This window comes from Acidovorax sp. BL-A-41-H1, assembly GCF_051942715.1.
On record NZ_JBPVJQ010000008.1, the window covers coordinates 1 to 14405 of the forward strand.

At 65.8% G+C, this 14405-nt stretch carries 11 protein-coding genes and 1 pseudogene; 7 read left to right on the plus strand and 5 right to left on the minus strand.

What is annotated here, in order from left to right:
* Together ACTPOI_RS22230 and ACTPOI_RS22235 are read left to right on the plus strand one after the other, a co-directional pair.
* A pseudogene (locus ACTPOI_RS22230) lies at positions 1-106 on the plus strand (5'-nucleotidase); the annotation flags it as partial.
* Positions 107-173: 67 nt separating this feature from the next.
* Positions 174-527: an EF-hand domain-containing protein gene (locus ACTPOI_RS22235; RefSeq protein ID WP_440112911.1), complete on the plus strand. Its 354-nt coding sequence runs from the start codon at positions 174-176 to the stop codon at positions 525-527.
* An 82-nt stretch (positions 528-609) separates the two neighbouring features.
* Here ACTPOI_RS22235 and ACTPOI_RS22240 read toward each other — a convergent pair whose 3' ends face one another.
* The 3 genes from ACTPOI_RS22240 to ACTPOI_RS22250 form a co-directional block, all read right to left on the minus strand.
* Complete coding sequence (locus tag ACTPOI_RS22240) at positions 610-1041, minus strand: hypothetical protein (protein WP_063459004.1); 432 nt, start codon at positions 1039-1041, stop codon at positions 610-612.
* Between the two features lie 348 nt (positions 1042-1389).
* Positions 1390-1884 (minus strand): cyanophycin metabolism-associated DUF1854 family protein, encoded by a 495-nt coding sequence (locus ACTPOI_RS22245; protein WP_440112915.1) that lies wholly within the window; start codon positions 1882-1884, stop codon positions 1390-1392.
* Positions 1885-1905: 21 nt separating this feature from the next.
* Positions 1906-4212: a cyanophycin metabolism-associated ABC transporter gene (locus tag ACTPOI_RS22250; protein ID WP_440112918.1), complete on the minus strand. Its 2307-nt coding sequence runs from the start codon at positions 4210-4212 to the stop codon at positions 1906-1908.
* A 241-nt stretch (positions 4213-4453) separates the two neighbouring features.
* Here ACTPOI_RS22250 and ACTPOI_RS22255 point away from each other — a divergent pair, with 241 nt between their 5' ends.
* The 3 genes from ACTPOI_RS22255 to ACTPOI_RS22265 all read left to right on the plus strand — a co-directional run bounded on the left by ACTPOI_RS22255 (position 4454) and on the right by ACTPOI_RS22265 (position 9826).
* Complete coding sequence (locus ACTPOI_RS22255) at positions 4454-6643, plus strand: cyanophycin synthetase (protein ID WP_094291532.1); 2190 nt, start codon at positions 4454-4456, stop codon at positions 6641-6643.
* Positions 6644-6737: 94 nt separating this feature from the next.
* Positions 6738-9317 (plus strand): cyanophycin synthetase, encoded by a 2580-nt coding sequence (gene cphA / locus ACTPOI_RS22260; protein ID WP_440112922.1) that lies wholly within the window; start codon positions 6738-6740, stop codon positions 9315-9317.
* A gap of 29 nt (positions 9318-9346) precedes the next feature.
* Complete coding sequence (locus ACTPOI_RS22265; protein WP_440113196.1) at positions 9347-9826, plus strand: CreA family protein; 480 nt, start codon at positions 9347-9349, stop codon at positions 9824-9826.
* A 121-nt stretch (positions 9827-9947) separates the two neighbouring features.
* Here ACTPOI_RS22265 and ACTPOI_RS22270 read toward each other — a convergent pair whose 3' ends face one another.
* Entirely contained in the window at positions 9948-10595 is a 648-nt protein-coding gene (locus tag ACTPOI_RS22270) for a DsbA family oxidoreductase (protein ID WP_440112925.1), read from the minus strand.
* A gap of 458 nt (positions 10596-11053) precedes the next feature.
* Here ACTPOI_RS22270 and ACTPOI_RS22275 point away from each other — a divergent pair, with 458 nt between their 5' ends.
* A complete protein-coding gene (locus tag ACTPOI_RS22275; RefSeq protein ID WP_440112928.1) occupies positions 11054-11416 on the plus strand; it encodes a hypothetical protein in 363 nt (120 codons plus the stop codon).
* A gap of 53 nt (positions 11417-11469) precedes the next feature.
* On the opposite strand, the gene ACTPOI_RS22280 is transcribed toward ACTPOI_RS22275, so the two are convergent.
* Positions 11470-12990, minus strand: coding sequence for an AMP-binding protein (locus ACTPOI_RS22280; protein WP_440112930.1), 1521 nt, complete (start codon positions 12988-12990; stop codon positions 11470-11472).
* A gap of 258 nt (positions 12991-13248) precedes the next feature.
* Here ACTPOI_RS22280 and ACTPOI_RS22285 point away from each other — a divergent pair, with 258 nt between their 5' ends.
* Positions 13249-14334 (plus strand): DUF533 domain-containing protein, encoded by a 1086-nt coding sequence (locus ACTPOI_RS22285; protein WP_440113199.1) that lies wholly within the window; start codon positions 13249-13251, stop codon positions 14332-14334.
* The last annotated feature ends 71 nt before the right edge of the window (positions 14335-14405 follow it).

The following is a 14405-nucleotide window of genomic DNA, read 5'->3' on the forward strand; positions in this document are numbered from 1 at the left end:
CGACGACCAGACGGGCCATGTGACCTCGGCCGCGCGCCATGTGCCGGCTGGGCACGTCAGCAGCGGTATCTCGAACATGGTGCCGCTGCAGGCTGCAGGGAACTGACCGCCCGGTTTGTGGTCTGTCCAGGTCCGGGCTGCCACCGGCATCCCAGGCACCCAAAGGAGCCTTTTTGCGTACCAACTTCCTACGGGCCAGCATGGCCGCCCTCTGGGTCATCGCCTGCCACGCGGCGCTGGCCCAAACGCCTGACGCCGACACCACCCCGCCCGCCCCCACCAAGGGCGAAGCCAAAGCGCAGCGCGACTTCAAGATGCTGGATTTCAACGGAGACGGCAAGCTGAGCCGCACCGAGGTGCAACTGTTTCCCCGGCTGGCCGCCGCGTTCGATGACGCAGACACCGACAAGGACGGTTATGTGTCGTACGAGGAAGTGCGGGTCTTTGCCGCCAAATACCGGGAGCAGCGAGACCAGCAACGTGCCGCCGCCCAGGCGGCAGCTGCCGCCTCATCGCCCCGGCCGTGATGCCGTGGCGTGAAAAATACAAGAAAATTTGACCGCTACCGCGCGTCCATCAAGCCTTGATAGCTATTATTTATATAGCAAACTACAACCCACCGGTGCGCTTGACCTTGGGGTCTGAATAGGTGAGCGGCTCGTTCTTGACCTGCTGGGCCATGCGCTCCTGCAGGGTCATCTTGTTGATGTCCTGCGCCACCTCCACCGCCGTGCCGCTGGCCCGCCACATCGACTGGATGAGTTCCAGCAGCTGCTTGTAGATGGGCTCCTTGGGCGGCTCGGGGGGTTCTTCTACCGTTTCCTTTTTCTTGACCTCGGTCCAGTCCCGGTTGGCGGTGTCCGGGGCAGAAGGCTTGTCGGGCTCACGCACGACGGCGCCCTCGCCCAGGCGGTCCATGGATTCCACCGGGTTGGGCGCATTGATAGGCCGCACCGGCGGCGCGCCGGAGGCGCCAGTGGAATACAAATCAGCGCCCTGAGGACGCCAACTCGGCGATCGATCGACAGGTGGCATTTGCATGGCAGTGGCCCCGATGGTGAATGAATGTGTCTTGGCGTGCAGAGGGTTTTCCGCCGTCTTCGTAATTCATAACGGCAAAAAGAAGGGGAAATTTAGGTCTTTTTCACCGATTGAACCAAAACAAGGGTTTTCACCTAGATTTCAGCAAGAGTTCAAGCCATGCACCAGCCTGATGTGGGCAGAAAACACAGATTGAGCGCACCGGCGATCACAACCACCAGGCCAGCCTGTGGTTTTTGTGCGTGTTGGCCATGCGCCAAGGGGCGGCCGAAGGCGTCCGGAGGCTTTCCGCGCAACGAAAAAGAGATAAAGAGGGGCCTCAGCTGGGGCTGCAGGGCCCCGAGCCGGTCAGAGAAAGCGTTCCAGCAGCTTGCGCGAGTGCCGGTCCAGCGCGGTGGTGTCCTTGACGCGGAACTGCATGCCGTCGCCCCCGGCGATCAGCAGCCGGGTGCGCCCACCCAGACGGCGAATGTCTTCTTCGGCCTTGAGCACCAGGCTGGCCGGGCCCCGGTCGGTCTCCACCTGCCAGGTGCTGGGCGTTGAGAAACTCGACACTGCAATGATTTTTTCGATAGTGGGTACAAACTCGCGCACCGCCAGCTCCTCGTCGATGAGCTGCCGGGCCGGGCCCGCCACCCGGTCCACCTGCGGAATCCACAACAACTCATGGCCATCCGCGCCCACCAGCGACAGCCCCTCGCCAGGCGCGGCGATGGGGAAAGCCCGCACGGGGGTGACGCCTTCATGCTCCGAGCCGTCGGGCAGCGTCAGAACCAGGCGGCCATGGGGGTTGCGCGCCAACTGGAAGGCAGGCGTAGACGACGGGTTCAGGGGTGCGTTCATGGCAAGCTCGCTCACAACTTTTCAGGGATTGCCCGCAGGGTGGGCAGGGTGCAGCAGGCTGCTGTCGATGATGACCCCGGCCGCCTGGGCGTCTTCTTCGGCGCGGCGCGCCTGGGCTTCGTAGAGCCGCCAGTAGGCGCCCTGCTTTTCCATAAGTTCGTCGTGGGGACCCACTTCCACCACCTCGCCCCGGTCCATCACCACCAGGCGGTCGGCTTTGCGCAGGGTGGACAGGCGGTGGGCAATGGCAATCGTGGTGCGGCCTTGCACCAGGTTATCGAGCGCCTTCTGGATTTCCTTCTCGGTCTCGGTGTCCACGGCCGAGGTGGCTTCGTCCAGGATCAGAATGCGCGGATCGATCAGCAGTGCGCGCGCAATGCTGATGCGCTGGCGCTCGCCTCCCGACAGGCCCTGGCCGCGCTCGCCCACCAGCGAGTCGTAGCCATGCGGCAAGCGCAGGATGAATTCGTGTGCATGCGCAGCGCGGGCGGCGGCCACAATCTCCTCGCGCGTCGCTTCGGGCTTGCCGTAGGCGATGTTCTCGGCAATGGTGCCGAAGAACAGGAAGGGCTCCTGCAGCACCAAGCCGATGTGGCGGCGGTAGTCGGCCACGGCAAAGCGGCGGATGTCGATGCCATCCACCTGGATGGAACCGTCGCTCACGTCATAAAAGCGGCTGATCAGGTTGACCAGCGTGCTCTTGCCCGAGCCGCTGTGGCCCACCAGGCCGATCATCTCGCCGGGGCGGATATCCAGATCCAGCGCCTTGATGACGGCACGGCTGCCATAGCGAAAGCCCACACCCTGCATGCTGATGGCACCCTGCACCTTGTCCACCTTGACGGGCTGGGCAGGGTCGGGCACGTTGCTCACGTGGTCCAGGATGTCAAAAATGCGCTTGGCACCTGCGGCCGCCTTTTGCGTGACCGAGACGATGCGGCTCATCGAATCGAGCCGCCCATAGAACCGCCCGATGTAGGCGATGAAGGCGGTGAGCACCCCCACCGTGATCTGGTTGCGTGACACCAGCCAGATGCCGAACGCCCAGACCACCAGCAGCCCGATTTCGGTCAACAGCGACACCGTGGGGGTGAACAGGCTCCAGGTCTTGTTGAGCTTGTCGTTGACTTCCAGGTTGTGCTGGTTGGCGTCACGGAAGCGCTGGGCCTCGCGCTTCTCTTGCGCAAAGGCCTTCACCACGCGGATGCCGGGGATGGTGTCGGCCAGCACATTGGTCACCTCGGACCACACGCGGTCGATCTTTTCAAACCCGGTGCGCAGGCGGTCGCGCACAGTGTGGATCATCCAGCCAATGAAGGGCAGCGGCACCAGCGTGACGAGCGCCAGCCACGGGTTGATCGAGAACAGGATGGTCGCCGTCATCACGATCATCAGCACGTCGGTGACGAAGTCGAGCGCATGCAGCGACAGGAACACGTTGATGCGGTCTGTCTCGGAACCAATCCGGGCCATGAGGTCGCCGGTGCGCTTGCCGCCAAAGTAGTCCAACGACAGGCGCAGCAGGTGCTCGTAAGTCGTGGTGCGCAGGTCGGCACCGATGCGCTCGGACACCAGCGCCAATATATAAGTGCGCGCCCAGGAGAGGCCCCAGGCCAGCAGGGCCGACAGCAGCAGCCCGCCCAGGTACAGCAGCACCAGCATGGGGTCGATCTGCTTGCCGTTCTGGAACGGGATCAGGATGTCGTCCATCAGCGGGATGGTGAGGTACGGCGGCACCAGCGTGGCGGCGGTGGACGCCAGTGTGAGCGCAAACCCGGCGGCCAGCTGCTTGCGGTAGGGCCGGGCAAAACGCCACAGACGCAGCAGCACCCAGGTGGACGTTTGCGGGGGCTGGGCCCGGGCGCAGGCCGGGCATTCGTCGGTGTCGGGCGGCAGGGGCGTGTGGCAGGTGGGGCAGGCGGGCTCGTCGTCTTCGGCGGCCGTGTTGCCTGCGCCCAGGGCCATCTGCTGTTCGAAACGCTGCACCAGGCGCAATGCCTGGGCGTGGTGCGCCAGCGTAAAGCGCCACAGCGCCAGCCGGGCCTGGGGGCTGTGCAGCTCCAGGGAACCCACACCGCCATGGTCGTGCAGGCGCAGGGCCAGGCCGTCACCCAGCGGCCAGCTGCGCCAGGTCGTGGTGCCGGGCTCGCAGGCCAGCAGACGCTCGGACGTCACCACCACCCAACCTGTCGCAAACCGCAGCGCGGTACTCAGGTCAACCTGTAACGCAGCCAGCACGTTCTCTTTGGAAGCGAGCATGGCCCGCAATTCGCCCCCCACGGGGCCAGAAAAGACACCCGAGGCGTCCACAGAATGGTGATGTTGCATTTTTGGTTGGTTTTTCCGCCACCGGCAGCCTGCGGTGGCCGAACTCGCGAAAGCGGGAATTCTCACCGATACTGCACGCCACGGTGCGACGGCATCCTCCTGTAACGTCTGCGGCAGCCATTTGGCTGACACTGCGAACAGGCCCCGGGCTGGCGCACAATCATCGTCCAACAAAGTCCCCCTTCGTCCCCTTTTTCCACGCAAAGCCCTCACAAGGCCGGAAACACACCCGCTGCAATCCATGGCGAAACTCAACGACATCCAACTGCTTCGCATCAACTACCTGCGGGGCCCCAATATCTGGACCTACCGGCCGGTCCTGGAAGTTTGGCTGGACCTGGGCGAGCTGGAGGACTATCCCTCCAACACCATCCCCGGCTTCAATGACCGCCTCACGGCCTGGCTGCCCGCGCTGATCGAACACCACTGCGGCGTGGGCGAGCGCGGCGGCTTCCTGCAGCGCCTGCAAGAGGGCACCTGGTGCGGCCATGTGCTGGAGCACATCGTGATCGAGCTGCTCAACCTGGCGGGCATGCCCACCGGCTTTGGCCAGACGCGCAGTACCAGCCAGCGCGGCGTGTACCGCATGGTGTTCCGCGCCCGCGACGAAAGCGTAGCCCGCGTGGCACTGGCCCAAGGCCATGCGCTGATCATGGCGGCCATCAACGACCAGCCTTTTGACGTGGCCGCCGCCGTGGCCCGCGTGCGCACCGAGGTGGACGACCAGTACCTTGGCCCCAGCACCGCCTGCATCGTCACCGCCGCCACCGACCGGGGCATCCCCCACATCCGCCTGAACGACGGCAACCTGGTGCAGCTGGGCTACGGCGCCAGCCAGCGCCGCATCTGGACGGCCGAGACCGAGTTCACCAGCGCCATCGCCGAAGGCATTGCCAGCGACAAGGACCTGACCAAGAGCCTGCTCCAATCCTGCGGCGTGCCCATCCCCGAAGGCCAGGTGGTCAACAGCCCCGAAGAGGCCTGGGAAGCCGCGCAGGACATCGGCCTGCCCGTGGTGGTCAAGCCGTCCGACGGCAACCACGGCCGGGGCGTGACGCTGGATTTGCGCAAGAAGGAAGACATCGAGGCCGCCTACCACGTGGCCTACCCCGAGGGCAGCGACGTCATGGTCGAGCGCTTCATCCCCGGCGACGAGCACCGCATCCTGGTGGTGGGCGGCAAGGTGGTGGCCGCTGCACGCGGCGAGGTGGTCAGCATTACCGGCAATGGCCGCAACACCGTCAAGGAACTCATCGACAGCCAGCTCAACTCCGACCCCCGCCGGGGCTACGAGGAAGAGTACCCGCTGGAGATCATCGACCTGGCCACCGACACCAAGGTGCAGCTCGAGCTCAAGCGCCAGGACCTGGCCGCCGACTCTGTGCCCGCAGCAGGCCGCCAGGTGGTGGTGCAGCGCAACGGCAACGTGGCCGTGGATTGCACAGACGACGTGCACCCCGAGGTGGCCTACATCGCACAGCTGGCCGCCAAGGTCGTGGGCCTGGACATCGCGGGCATCGACATGGTGGCGCGCGACATCTCCAAGCCACTGCACACCCAGGGCGGCGCAATTGTGGAAGTGAATGCCGGCCCCGGCCTGCTGATGCACCTCAAGCCCGCCGTGGGCGCGCCCCGCCCCGTGGGCCAGGCGATTGCCGAGCACCTGTTCCCCTCCGAAGGTGACGATGAAGGCCCCGTTGGCCGCATCCCCCTGGTGGGCGTGGCGGGCACCCGCAACACCGCCACCATCTCGCGTGTGGTGGCCTGGCTGCTGCACCTGAGCGGCCACCACACGGGCCTGGCCTGCCGCGACGGCCTGTTCCTGGACCGCCGCCGCGTGGAAGCCACCGACTGCGCCCACTGGGAGGCCGCCCACCGCCTGCTGATGAACAAGATGGTGCAGGCCGCCGTGATCGAAAGCGACGCGCGCACCATCCTGCGCGACGGCTTGGCCTACGACCGCTGCCAGGTGGGCGTGGTGACCGACATGGACGGCGTGGAAACGCTGGCCGAGTTTGACGTGCACGAGCAGGACCAGATGACCAAGGTGATGCGCACCCAGGTGGACGTGGTGCTGGCCGAAGGCGCTGCCGTGCTCAATGCCGCCATCGCCCAGGTGGCCGACCTGGCCCCGCTGTCCGACGGCGACGTGGTGCTGTATGCACAGGACGGCACGCTGCCCGCCATCGTGGACCACCGCGCCAAGGACAACGGCCGCGCCGTCTTCGTGAAAAACGGCCGCGTGGTGCTGGCCACCGGCAGTGCCGAGCATGTGCTGGGGGCCCTGTCGGACCTCACCTTCGGCCGCAACGCCGTGGTGCCCGACACCGAGGCCTTGCTGGCCGCCGTGGGTACCGCCTGGGCGCTGGACATTGCCCCCGACCTGATCGGCGCGGGCATCAAGACCTTCGAGCCCGAGCTGCCTGCCTGAAAGCTTGATAGCCCCACAGCCCCATTGACACAGCCACACACGCATTCGACTGGAACGCGGCCCGCGAGCCCCGACGACTACTGAAAGAAACCCCATGGATGTATCCCGCACCCGGGCCCTGCGTGGCCCCAACCTCTGGAGCCGCCACATGGCCATCGAAGCCGTGGTGGCCTGTTCGGAAACCGAGCGTGCCGTGGGCCAGATGGCCGGGTTTGAAGCCCGCCTGCGCGCCCTGTTCCCCGCCATTGGCGCGCTGCACCCCGAAACCGGCGGCGGCGATGTCTCGCTGGCCCATGTGCTGCAAACCGCTGCGCTTGCCCTGCAGGCCCAGGCAGGCTGCCCGGTGACTTTTGCGCGCACCACCGCCACCAGCGATGTGGGGGTGTACCAGGTGGTCGTCGAATACAGCGAAGAGGCCGTGGGCCGCAAGGCGTTTGAATACGCGCAGCAGCTCATCGAAGCCGCGCTGGGCAATGGCAGCTTTGATGCCAACGCCGTGATCGCCGAGCTGCGCGAGCTGGACGAAGACGAGCGCCTGGGCCCCAGCACCGGCTCCATCGTCGAAGCCGCCGTGGCCCGGGGCATCCCCTACCGCCGCCTCACGCGCGGCAGCATGGTGCAGTTTGGCTGGGGCTCCAAGCAGCGCCGCATCCAGGCCGCCGAGGTCGATTCGACCAGCGCCGTGGCCGAATCCATCGGCCAGGACAAGGACCTGACCAAGCGCCTGCTGCACGCCGCCGGTGTGCCCGTGCCCCTGGGCAAGCCCGTCGAGAGCGTGGACGAAGCCTGGGAAGTCGCCCTCAAGGTCGGCCTGCCCGTGGTGGTCAAGCCGCAAGACGGCAACCAGGGCAAGGGTGTCACCGTCAACATCACCGACCGCGCCCAGCTCGAAGAGGCCTACAAGAACGCCGCCGACTACGGCACCGTGATGGTCGAGCGCTTCTTGCCCGGCCACGATTTCCGCCTGCTGGTGGTGGGCGACCAGCTGGTGGCTGCTGCACGCCGCGAGCCGCCCCAGGTGCTGGGCGACGGCGAACACACCGTGCGCCAGCTGGTGGAGGTGGTCAACCAGGACCCCCGCCGTGGCGAAGGCCACGCCACCTCGCTCACCAAGATCCGCCTTGATGACATCGCCGTGGCCCGCCTGGCAATGCAAGGCCTCACGCCCGACTCGGTGCCCGAGAAAGGCCAGCGCGTCATCCTGCGCAACAACGCCAACCTGTCCACCGGCGGCACCGCCACCGACGTGACCGACGACGTGCACCCCGAGGTCGCCGCCCGTGCCGTGGCGGCTGCCCAGATGGTGGGCCTGCACATCTGCGGCGTGGACATGGTGGCCGAGACCGTGCTGCGCCCGCTCGAAGAACAAGGCGGCGGCTTTGTCGAAGTGAACGCCGCCCCCGGCCTGCGCATGCACCTCGCGCCCAGCTATGGCAAGCCCCGCAACGTGGGCGCGGCCATGGTGGACAAGCTCTTTGCCCATGGCGACGACGGCCGCATCCCCACCGTGGCCGTGACTGGCACCAACGGCAAGACCACCACCGCCCGCCTGATGGCGCACCTGTTCACCGCCCAGGGCCTGCGTGTGGGCATGACCAACACCGATGGCGTGTACGTGAACGGCCGCCAGATCGACAGCGGCGACTGCAGCGGCCCCAAGAGCGCCCGCAACGTGCTGCTGCACCCCGAGGTGGACGCCGCCGTGTTCGAGACCGCGCGGGGCGGCATCCTGCGCGAGGGCCTGGGTTTTGACCGCTGCCAGGTGGCTGTGGTCACCAACATCGGCGCAGGCGACCACCTGGGCCTGAACTACATCACCACGGTGGAAGATCTGGCCGTGCTCAAGCGCGTGATCGTGCAGAACGTGGCCCCCACGGGCTACGCCGTGCTCAACGCCGCCGACCCCATCGTGGCCGCCATGGCCTCGGCCTGCCCCGGCAAGGTGATCTACTTTGCGAGCGACCGCCACCACCCCGTGATGGTCACGCACCGCGCCCAAGGGCACCGCACGGTGTACGTGGATGGCGACTCCATCGTGGCCTCGGAAGGTTCGTGGCGCGAGACCATCCACCTGCGCGACGTGCCCATCACCCGCAACGGCAAGATCGGCTTCCAGGTCGAGAACGTCATGGCTGCCGTGGCCGCCGCCTGGGGCGTGGGCATGCCCTGGCAGACCATCCGCCGGGGCCTGTCGGGCTTTGTGAACGACAGCGACAACGCACCCGGCCGCTTCAACATCATGGACTACCGGGGCGCCACCGTGATCGCCGACTACGGCCACAACCCCGACGCCATGCGCGCCCTGGTGCAGGCCGTGGACGCCCTGCCCGGCAACCGCCGCAGCGTGGTGATCAGCGGCGCGGGCGACCGCCGCGACGAAGACATCCGCGACCAGACCGTGATCCTGGGCGCCGCGTTTGACGACGTGATCCTGTACCAGGACGCCGCCCAGCGCGGCCGTGCCGACGGCGAGGTGATGGCCCTGCTGCGCGAAGGCCTGGCCGGCGCATCGCGCACCAAACACATCGAAGAAATCCGTGGCGAATTCATCGCCATCGACACCGCGCTGGCCCGCCTGCAGCCCGGCGACCTGTGCCTGGTGCTGGTGGACCAGGTCGAAGAAGCCCTGGCCCATCTAGCCCAGCGCTGCACCGAAGCCGGGGCCTCCGCGTGACAACCCTCAAGCAAGCCGTCACCTCGGCGCTGCTGGCCCTGGCCGCTGGCGCCGCCTGGGTGGGTGTGACTGGCACGGCACAAGCAGCGTCCGGCGAAAAAATCGGCACGGTGGACACCGCCTTCCAGTGGATCGGCCGCGACCACGACATCATCGTCGAGGCCTACGACGACCCTGCCGTGCAGGGTGTGACCTGCTACGTCTCGCGCGCCCGCGTGGGTGGCATCAAGGGCACGCTGGGCCTGGCCGAAGACCGCGCCGAGGCATCGATCGCCTGCCGACAGGTCGGCCCCATCCACGTTCCTGCGCCGCTCAAGCAGCAGGAAGAAGTGTTCAGCGAACGCATGTCCATCCTCTTCAAGCGCCTGCGCATCGTGCGCATGGTGGACGCGCCGCGCAACACGCTGGTCTACCTGACCTACTCCGAAAAGCTCATCGACGGCTCGCCACAAAACAGCGTGACCGCCGTGCCGGTGGACCGCGCCACGGCCATCCCGCTGCGCAAGTAAGGCAACGCGGGGCGGGGGCAGGACTCGCCATCAAAAAAGGGGCCATCGGCCCCTTTTTTACGGCTAAAAATAACCCCTACCGCGCGTCCATCATGCCCAATAAGCTATCAAACATATAGCATCATCCCTGCGCCGCAATTTGCCGCAGCGCCTGCTCAAACACCTCTACCGGCTGCCCACCCTGGATCAGGTGGCGCTCGTTGATGATGATGGCGGGCACCGAATGGATGCCGTTTTGCAGATAGAACTGCTCGCGCTCGCGCACCTCGTCGGCGTAGCGGTCTGAGGCCAGCAGCGCACGCGCTTCGGCCACATCCAGCCCCACCTCGCCCGCCACCCGCACCAGCACCTCGTGGTTGCTCGGGTCCTGCCCGTCGGTGAAATACGCCTTGAACAGCGCCTTCTTCAGCGCGGGCTGCACGCCCTTTTCTTCGGCCCAGTGCAGCAATCGGTGCGCATCGAAGGTGTTGTAGATGCGGCTGCGCTTGTCCATGCTGAAGGTAAACCCCAGCGCCGCGCCGCGCGCCGCGATGGCCTCGCGGTTCTTCTGGCTCTGCTCGGGCGTGGCGCCGTATTTTTCTTGCAGGTGCTCACCAATGTCCTGGCCCTCGGGCGCCATCTGCGGGTTCAACTCGAACGGCTGGAAATGCAGGTCCAGCGCGACCTCACCCTGCAGCCGGTCCGCCGCCTGCTCCAGCGCCTTGAGGCCGATGATGCACCATGGGCAGGAGACATCGGAGACGAAATCGATTTTGAGTGTGGTGGGCATGGGAGGGGTTCCTGCGGACAAAGAGGGGATGGTAGGCGGGGTGGGTTAACCGTAGGGGTGGCGAGTCTACTTTCTCAGCGAATGGGAGATTTCGGCTCAGAGAGCAATTGGCGTACCGAACCACCATGCAGTCACGACATGCGCACACAGTCCCAAACTTGACCAGCCAAAGCTATAGTTTGTCTGTTCGAACTCTGTAGAACGCATGGCGTTAAAGACCAGTGGAAGCATCAAAACCACGCACAGTTGTTGTCACCAAGCAGAGGACTGTACATACGTATGCCGAGTTGTGGCACGCATCAGAATGTGTGCTTAACGTCGGGATAGAACGGCCAGAAGTTTCTAAGTGGCAATTCCTTTCTAGCGCCGTGCTAACCGCGTTCGCCTTTGAGGCCTATCTCAATCATGCTGGTGACGTAACCTTCGAGTGCTGGGAGGAACTTGACAGGCTGCCACCGATGGCAAAGCTTGAGTTGCTCTCTGAAAAGCTAAACGTTTCCTTTCCCGAGGGTCACGGTGCGCGCCCATTGCAAACAGTTCACAAGCTGTTGAACCTCAGAAATACCATTGCTCACGGTCGGTCAGGCGAGATCAACATCAAACCACTCATCCGAACTACAGAAAACTATCAGACCGCACTCAACGAAGAAGTGCTCACGGATTGGGAAAAGCTGGTGCAAACTGATGAATTCGCAAAGCGGGTGCGACAAGATGTCAGGGACGTTCTAGAGAGAGTGCACGCGGCAAGGAAAGATGACAAAGAACATCTTTTCACTTATGGAATGGCACTTTATGGGGCGAGCCTAGTAGATGAGCGCTAGCTCATCCAGCGAATGGGTGATTTCCAGCCTTCAGCCTTCAAGCGACTCTAGTGCTAGACGTTAGCCCCCATCCCCCGCAGCTCCGTCTTCAACACCTTCCCATAACTGTTCTTCGGCAGCGCCGCTACCCATCGGTACTCCTTAGGCCGCTTGAACCGCGCAATGTGATCCGTGCACAGGGCATCCAGCACCACATCGGCCACCGCCCCGCCCTCCCCCGCGACCAGGTAGGCCACCAGCACCTCGCCCCATTCCACATCCCGCTGCCCCACCACGGCCACCTCGCGCACCTGGGGGTGGAGCAGCAGCACCTCTTCCACCTCGCGCGGGTAGATGTTGCTGCCGCCGGAGATGATCACGTCCTTGGACCGGTCCTTGAGCGTGAGGAAACCATCGGCATCCAGCACGCCCATGTCGCCGGTGCAGAGCCAGCCATCGCGCAGCGTCTGCGCCGTGGCTTCGGGGTTGTTCCAGTAGCCCGGCATCACGGTATCGCCGCGCACCACCACCTCGCCGGTTTCGCCCGGGGGCAGGGGCTGGCCTGTGGCATCGACCACACGGACTTCCACCAGCGACTGCGCCACGCCGACGGACACCATGCGCTCGGCCCAGCGGGGGTGGTTGCGGTCGGCCAGCTGGGCGCGCTGCAGGGCGGTGATGGTCATGGGGCTTTCGCCCTGGCCGTAGATTTGTACAAAGCGGTTGCCCATCACCGCCAGGGCGTTGCGCAAGTCGTCGGCGTACATGGGGCCACCGCCGTAGACGATGGTCTTGAAGCCGCTCACATCGGCGCCCGTGGCACGCACATGGTCCATCAGGCGGTGCACCATGGTGGGCGCGGCAAACAGGGTGAGCTGGCCCACGCAGGCAGCCAACTGCACCAACTCGGCAGGCTCGAACCCGCCCGACCGCGGCACCACATGCCGGCCGCCGCGCAGCACCTGGGCGTAGTTGTACAGGCCCGCGCCGTGCGACATGGGCGCGGCGTAGACCATGGCGTCGCCAGGCAGCACGTCGTCCACATCGGTGAAGTAGCAGGCCGTCATGGCCAGCAGGTTGCGGTGGGTCTGCATCACACCCTTGGGGCGGCCGGTGGTGCCCGAGGTGTAGAACAGCGAGGCTAGGTCGTCCGGCGCGCGGTCGCACACGGGCATGGGGGCGTGCGACACGGCGGCCTGGTAGGCCTCGGAGCCCAGCACCAGCGTGTGGGCGGGGTCGGCACCGGCCTCGTGTGCGGCGGCCAACAAGGCCTCAGACACCAGCACCACGCGTGCGCCCGAGTCGGCCAGCACATAGGCCAGCTCCTTGGCATGCAGCTTGTAGTTGACGGGCACGGACACGGCGCCCGCCCACAGAACAGCGTGCAGCGCCTCCAGATACCCCGGCGCATTGGCGGCGTAGATCGCCACGCGGTCGCCGGGCAGCACGCCGTGGCGCTCGCGCAGGCAGGCGGCCAGTGCGGCGGTGCGGGCGCCCAGCGCCTGGTAGGTAAACAGAAGCTGGTCGCCGTGCAGCACGGCGGGCTGGTCGGGATAGAGCTGAGCGCTGCGGCGCAGCAGGTGGGCGATGTTCATCGTGTGTCCCCCATCGGGGCAAAGTTGCCCGCCCCCATCCCTGTCGCCGCCAGCCGCATGCCGTGTCTCCTTGTTGCAATGAGGCAACCACTGTATGCAAACCCGGCAGCGCCGCACAGTCGATCAACTACGCAAGGAGAAACCCGCATCGGCTGCGCCCCCCGGCGCAGGCGCGATACAGCGGGTTACCAGATTCCTGCAATTCCCCACACGCTGTGGCGTTGAAAGCCTGCGGCCTAGACTGCATCTGACCAAAACATCCGCCCCGCAGCACACAACGGCCATCGCGCCGCCTGCGGAACCGCTTCTTTCCACCGGCCCCCAGGCCCGCACCGCATGAACACCGAACAGCAAAAATCCATCCTCACCATTGCCTTGCTAGCCGCTTTTGCAGACGGCACCAAGGACGATGCCGAGCGCGAGGAGATCCGCCGCATCGCCCAGTCGCTGGCGGGCGACAGTGGCATGGCCGACCTGCCGCGCATCTACCAGGATGTGCTGCTCAAGCGCACCAGCGTGCAGGCCGCTGCCGCTGCGCTGAGCGACCCGGCCCACCGCCAGCTGGCTTACGAGATGGCCGTGTGCGTGTGTGATGTGGATGGGCGGCAGACAGCGGCGGAGGCGCAGTTTCTGGCCGCGCTGAAGGCCGCGCTGCAGCTGGGTGCGCAGCAGACGGCGGCGTTTGAGCACGATGCCGATGCGCTGGTGGATGTGGTGGAAAAATCCGCCCCCTCGGCCACGCCCTGGGGGGCGGCGGGCGCTGCAGCCTACGCCGCTGCGGCACCAACCCCTGCAGCCACCCAGGCCACGACAACGCTCCCCGGCCCGGCCGATGCCGAGCTGGACAAGTCCATCCTCAACTACGCGCTGCTCAACGGCGCGCTGGAGCTGCTGCCCCAGTCCTGGGCGTCCATGGCCATCATTCCGCTGCAGGTGAAGATGGTGTACGGCATTGGCAAGGCGCATGGGGTGGAGCTGGACCAGGGCCATATCAAGGAGTTCATTGCCGCTGCCGGGGTGGGCATGACGTCTCAATACCTGGAGCAGTTTGGCCGCAAGCTGCTGGGCGGCCTGCTGGGCAAGGCGGCGGGCCGGACGATTGGCGGGCTGGGCAGTGCGGCCACGGGCATGGCGTTTTCGTTTGCCACCACCTATGCACTGGGCCAGGTGGCCAAGCGCTACTACGCCGGGGGCCGCGTGATGAGCACGGCCATGCTGCGCGATACCTTCCAGAACCTGCTGGGGCCCGCCAAGCAGATGCAGTTGCAGTACCTGCCGCAGATCCAGCAGAAGGCCGCCACGCTGGACGCGGCCAAGGTCATGGCCATGGTGCGGGGCGGCTGAGCGGGGCCGTGCGCGTGGCTTCAATACTATATTTTTGATAGCAAACAATCGATACTGGATGCGCGGAAGCG

Excerpts from the sequence above, each read along its gene's own strand:
- ACTPOI_RS22240 (WP_063459004.1), bottom strand. The coding sequence starts at position 1,041 with ATGCAAATGCCACCTGTCGATCGATCGCCGAGTTGGCGTCCTCAGGGC.
- ACTPOI_RS22245 (WP_440112915.1), bottom strand. The coding sequence starts at position 1,884 with ATGAACGCACCCCTGAACCCGTCGTCTACGCCTGCCTTCCAGTTGGCG.
- ACTPOI_RS22250 (WP_440112918.1), bottom strand. The coding sequence starts at position 4,212 with ATGCAACATCACCATTCTGTGGACGCCTCGGGTGTCTTTTCTGGCCCC.
- ACTPOI_RS22255 (WP_094291532.1), top strand. The coding sequence starts at position 4,454 with ATGGCGAAACTCAACGACATCCAACTGCTTCGCATCAACTACCTGCGG.
- cphA (WP_440112922.1), top strand. The coding sequence starts at position 6,738 with ATGGATGTATCCCGCACCCGGGCCCTGCGTGGCCCCAACCTCTGGAGC.
- ACTPOI_RS22270 (WP_440112925.1), bottom strand. The coding sequence starts at position 10,595 with ATGCCCACCACACTCAAAATCGATTTCGTCTCCGATGTCTCCTGCCCA.
- ACTPOI_RS22275 (WP_440112928.1), top strand. The coding sequence starts at position 11,054 with ATGGCAAAGCTTGAGTTGCTCTCTGAAAAGCTAAACGTTTCCTTTCCC.
- ACTPOI_RS22280 (WP_440112930.1), bottom strand. The coding sequence starts at position 12,990 with ATGAACATCGCCCACCTGCTGCGCCGCAGCGCTCAGCTCTATCCCGAC.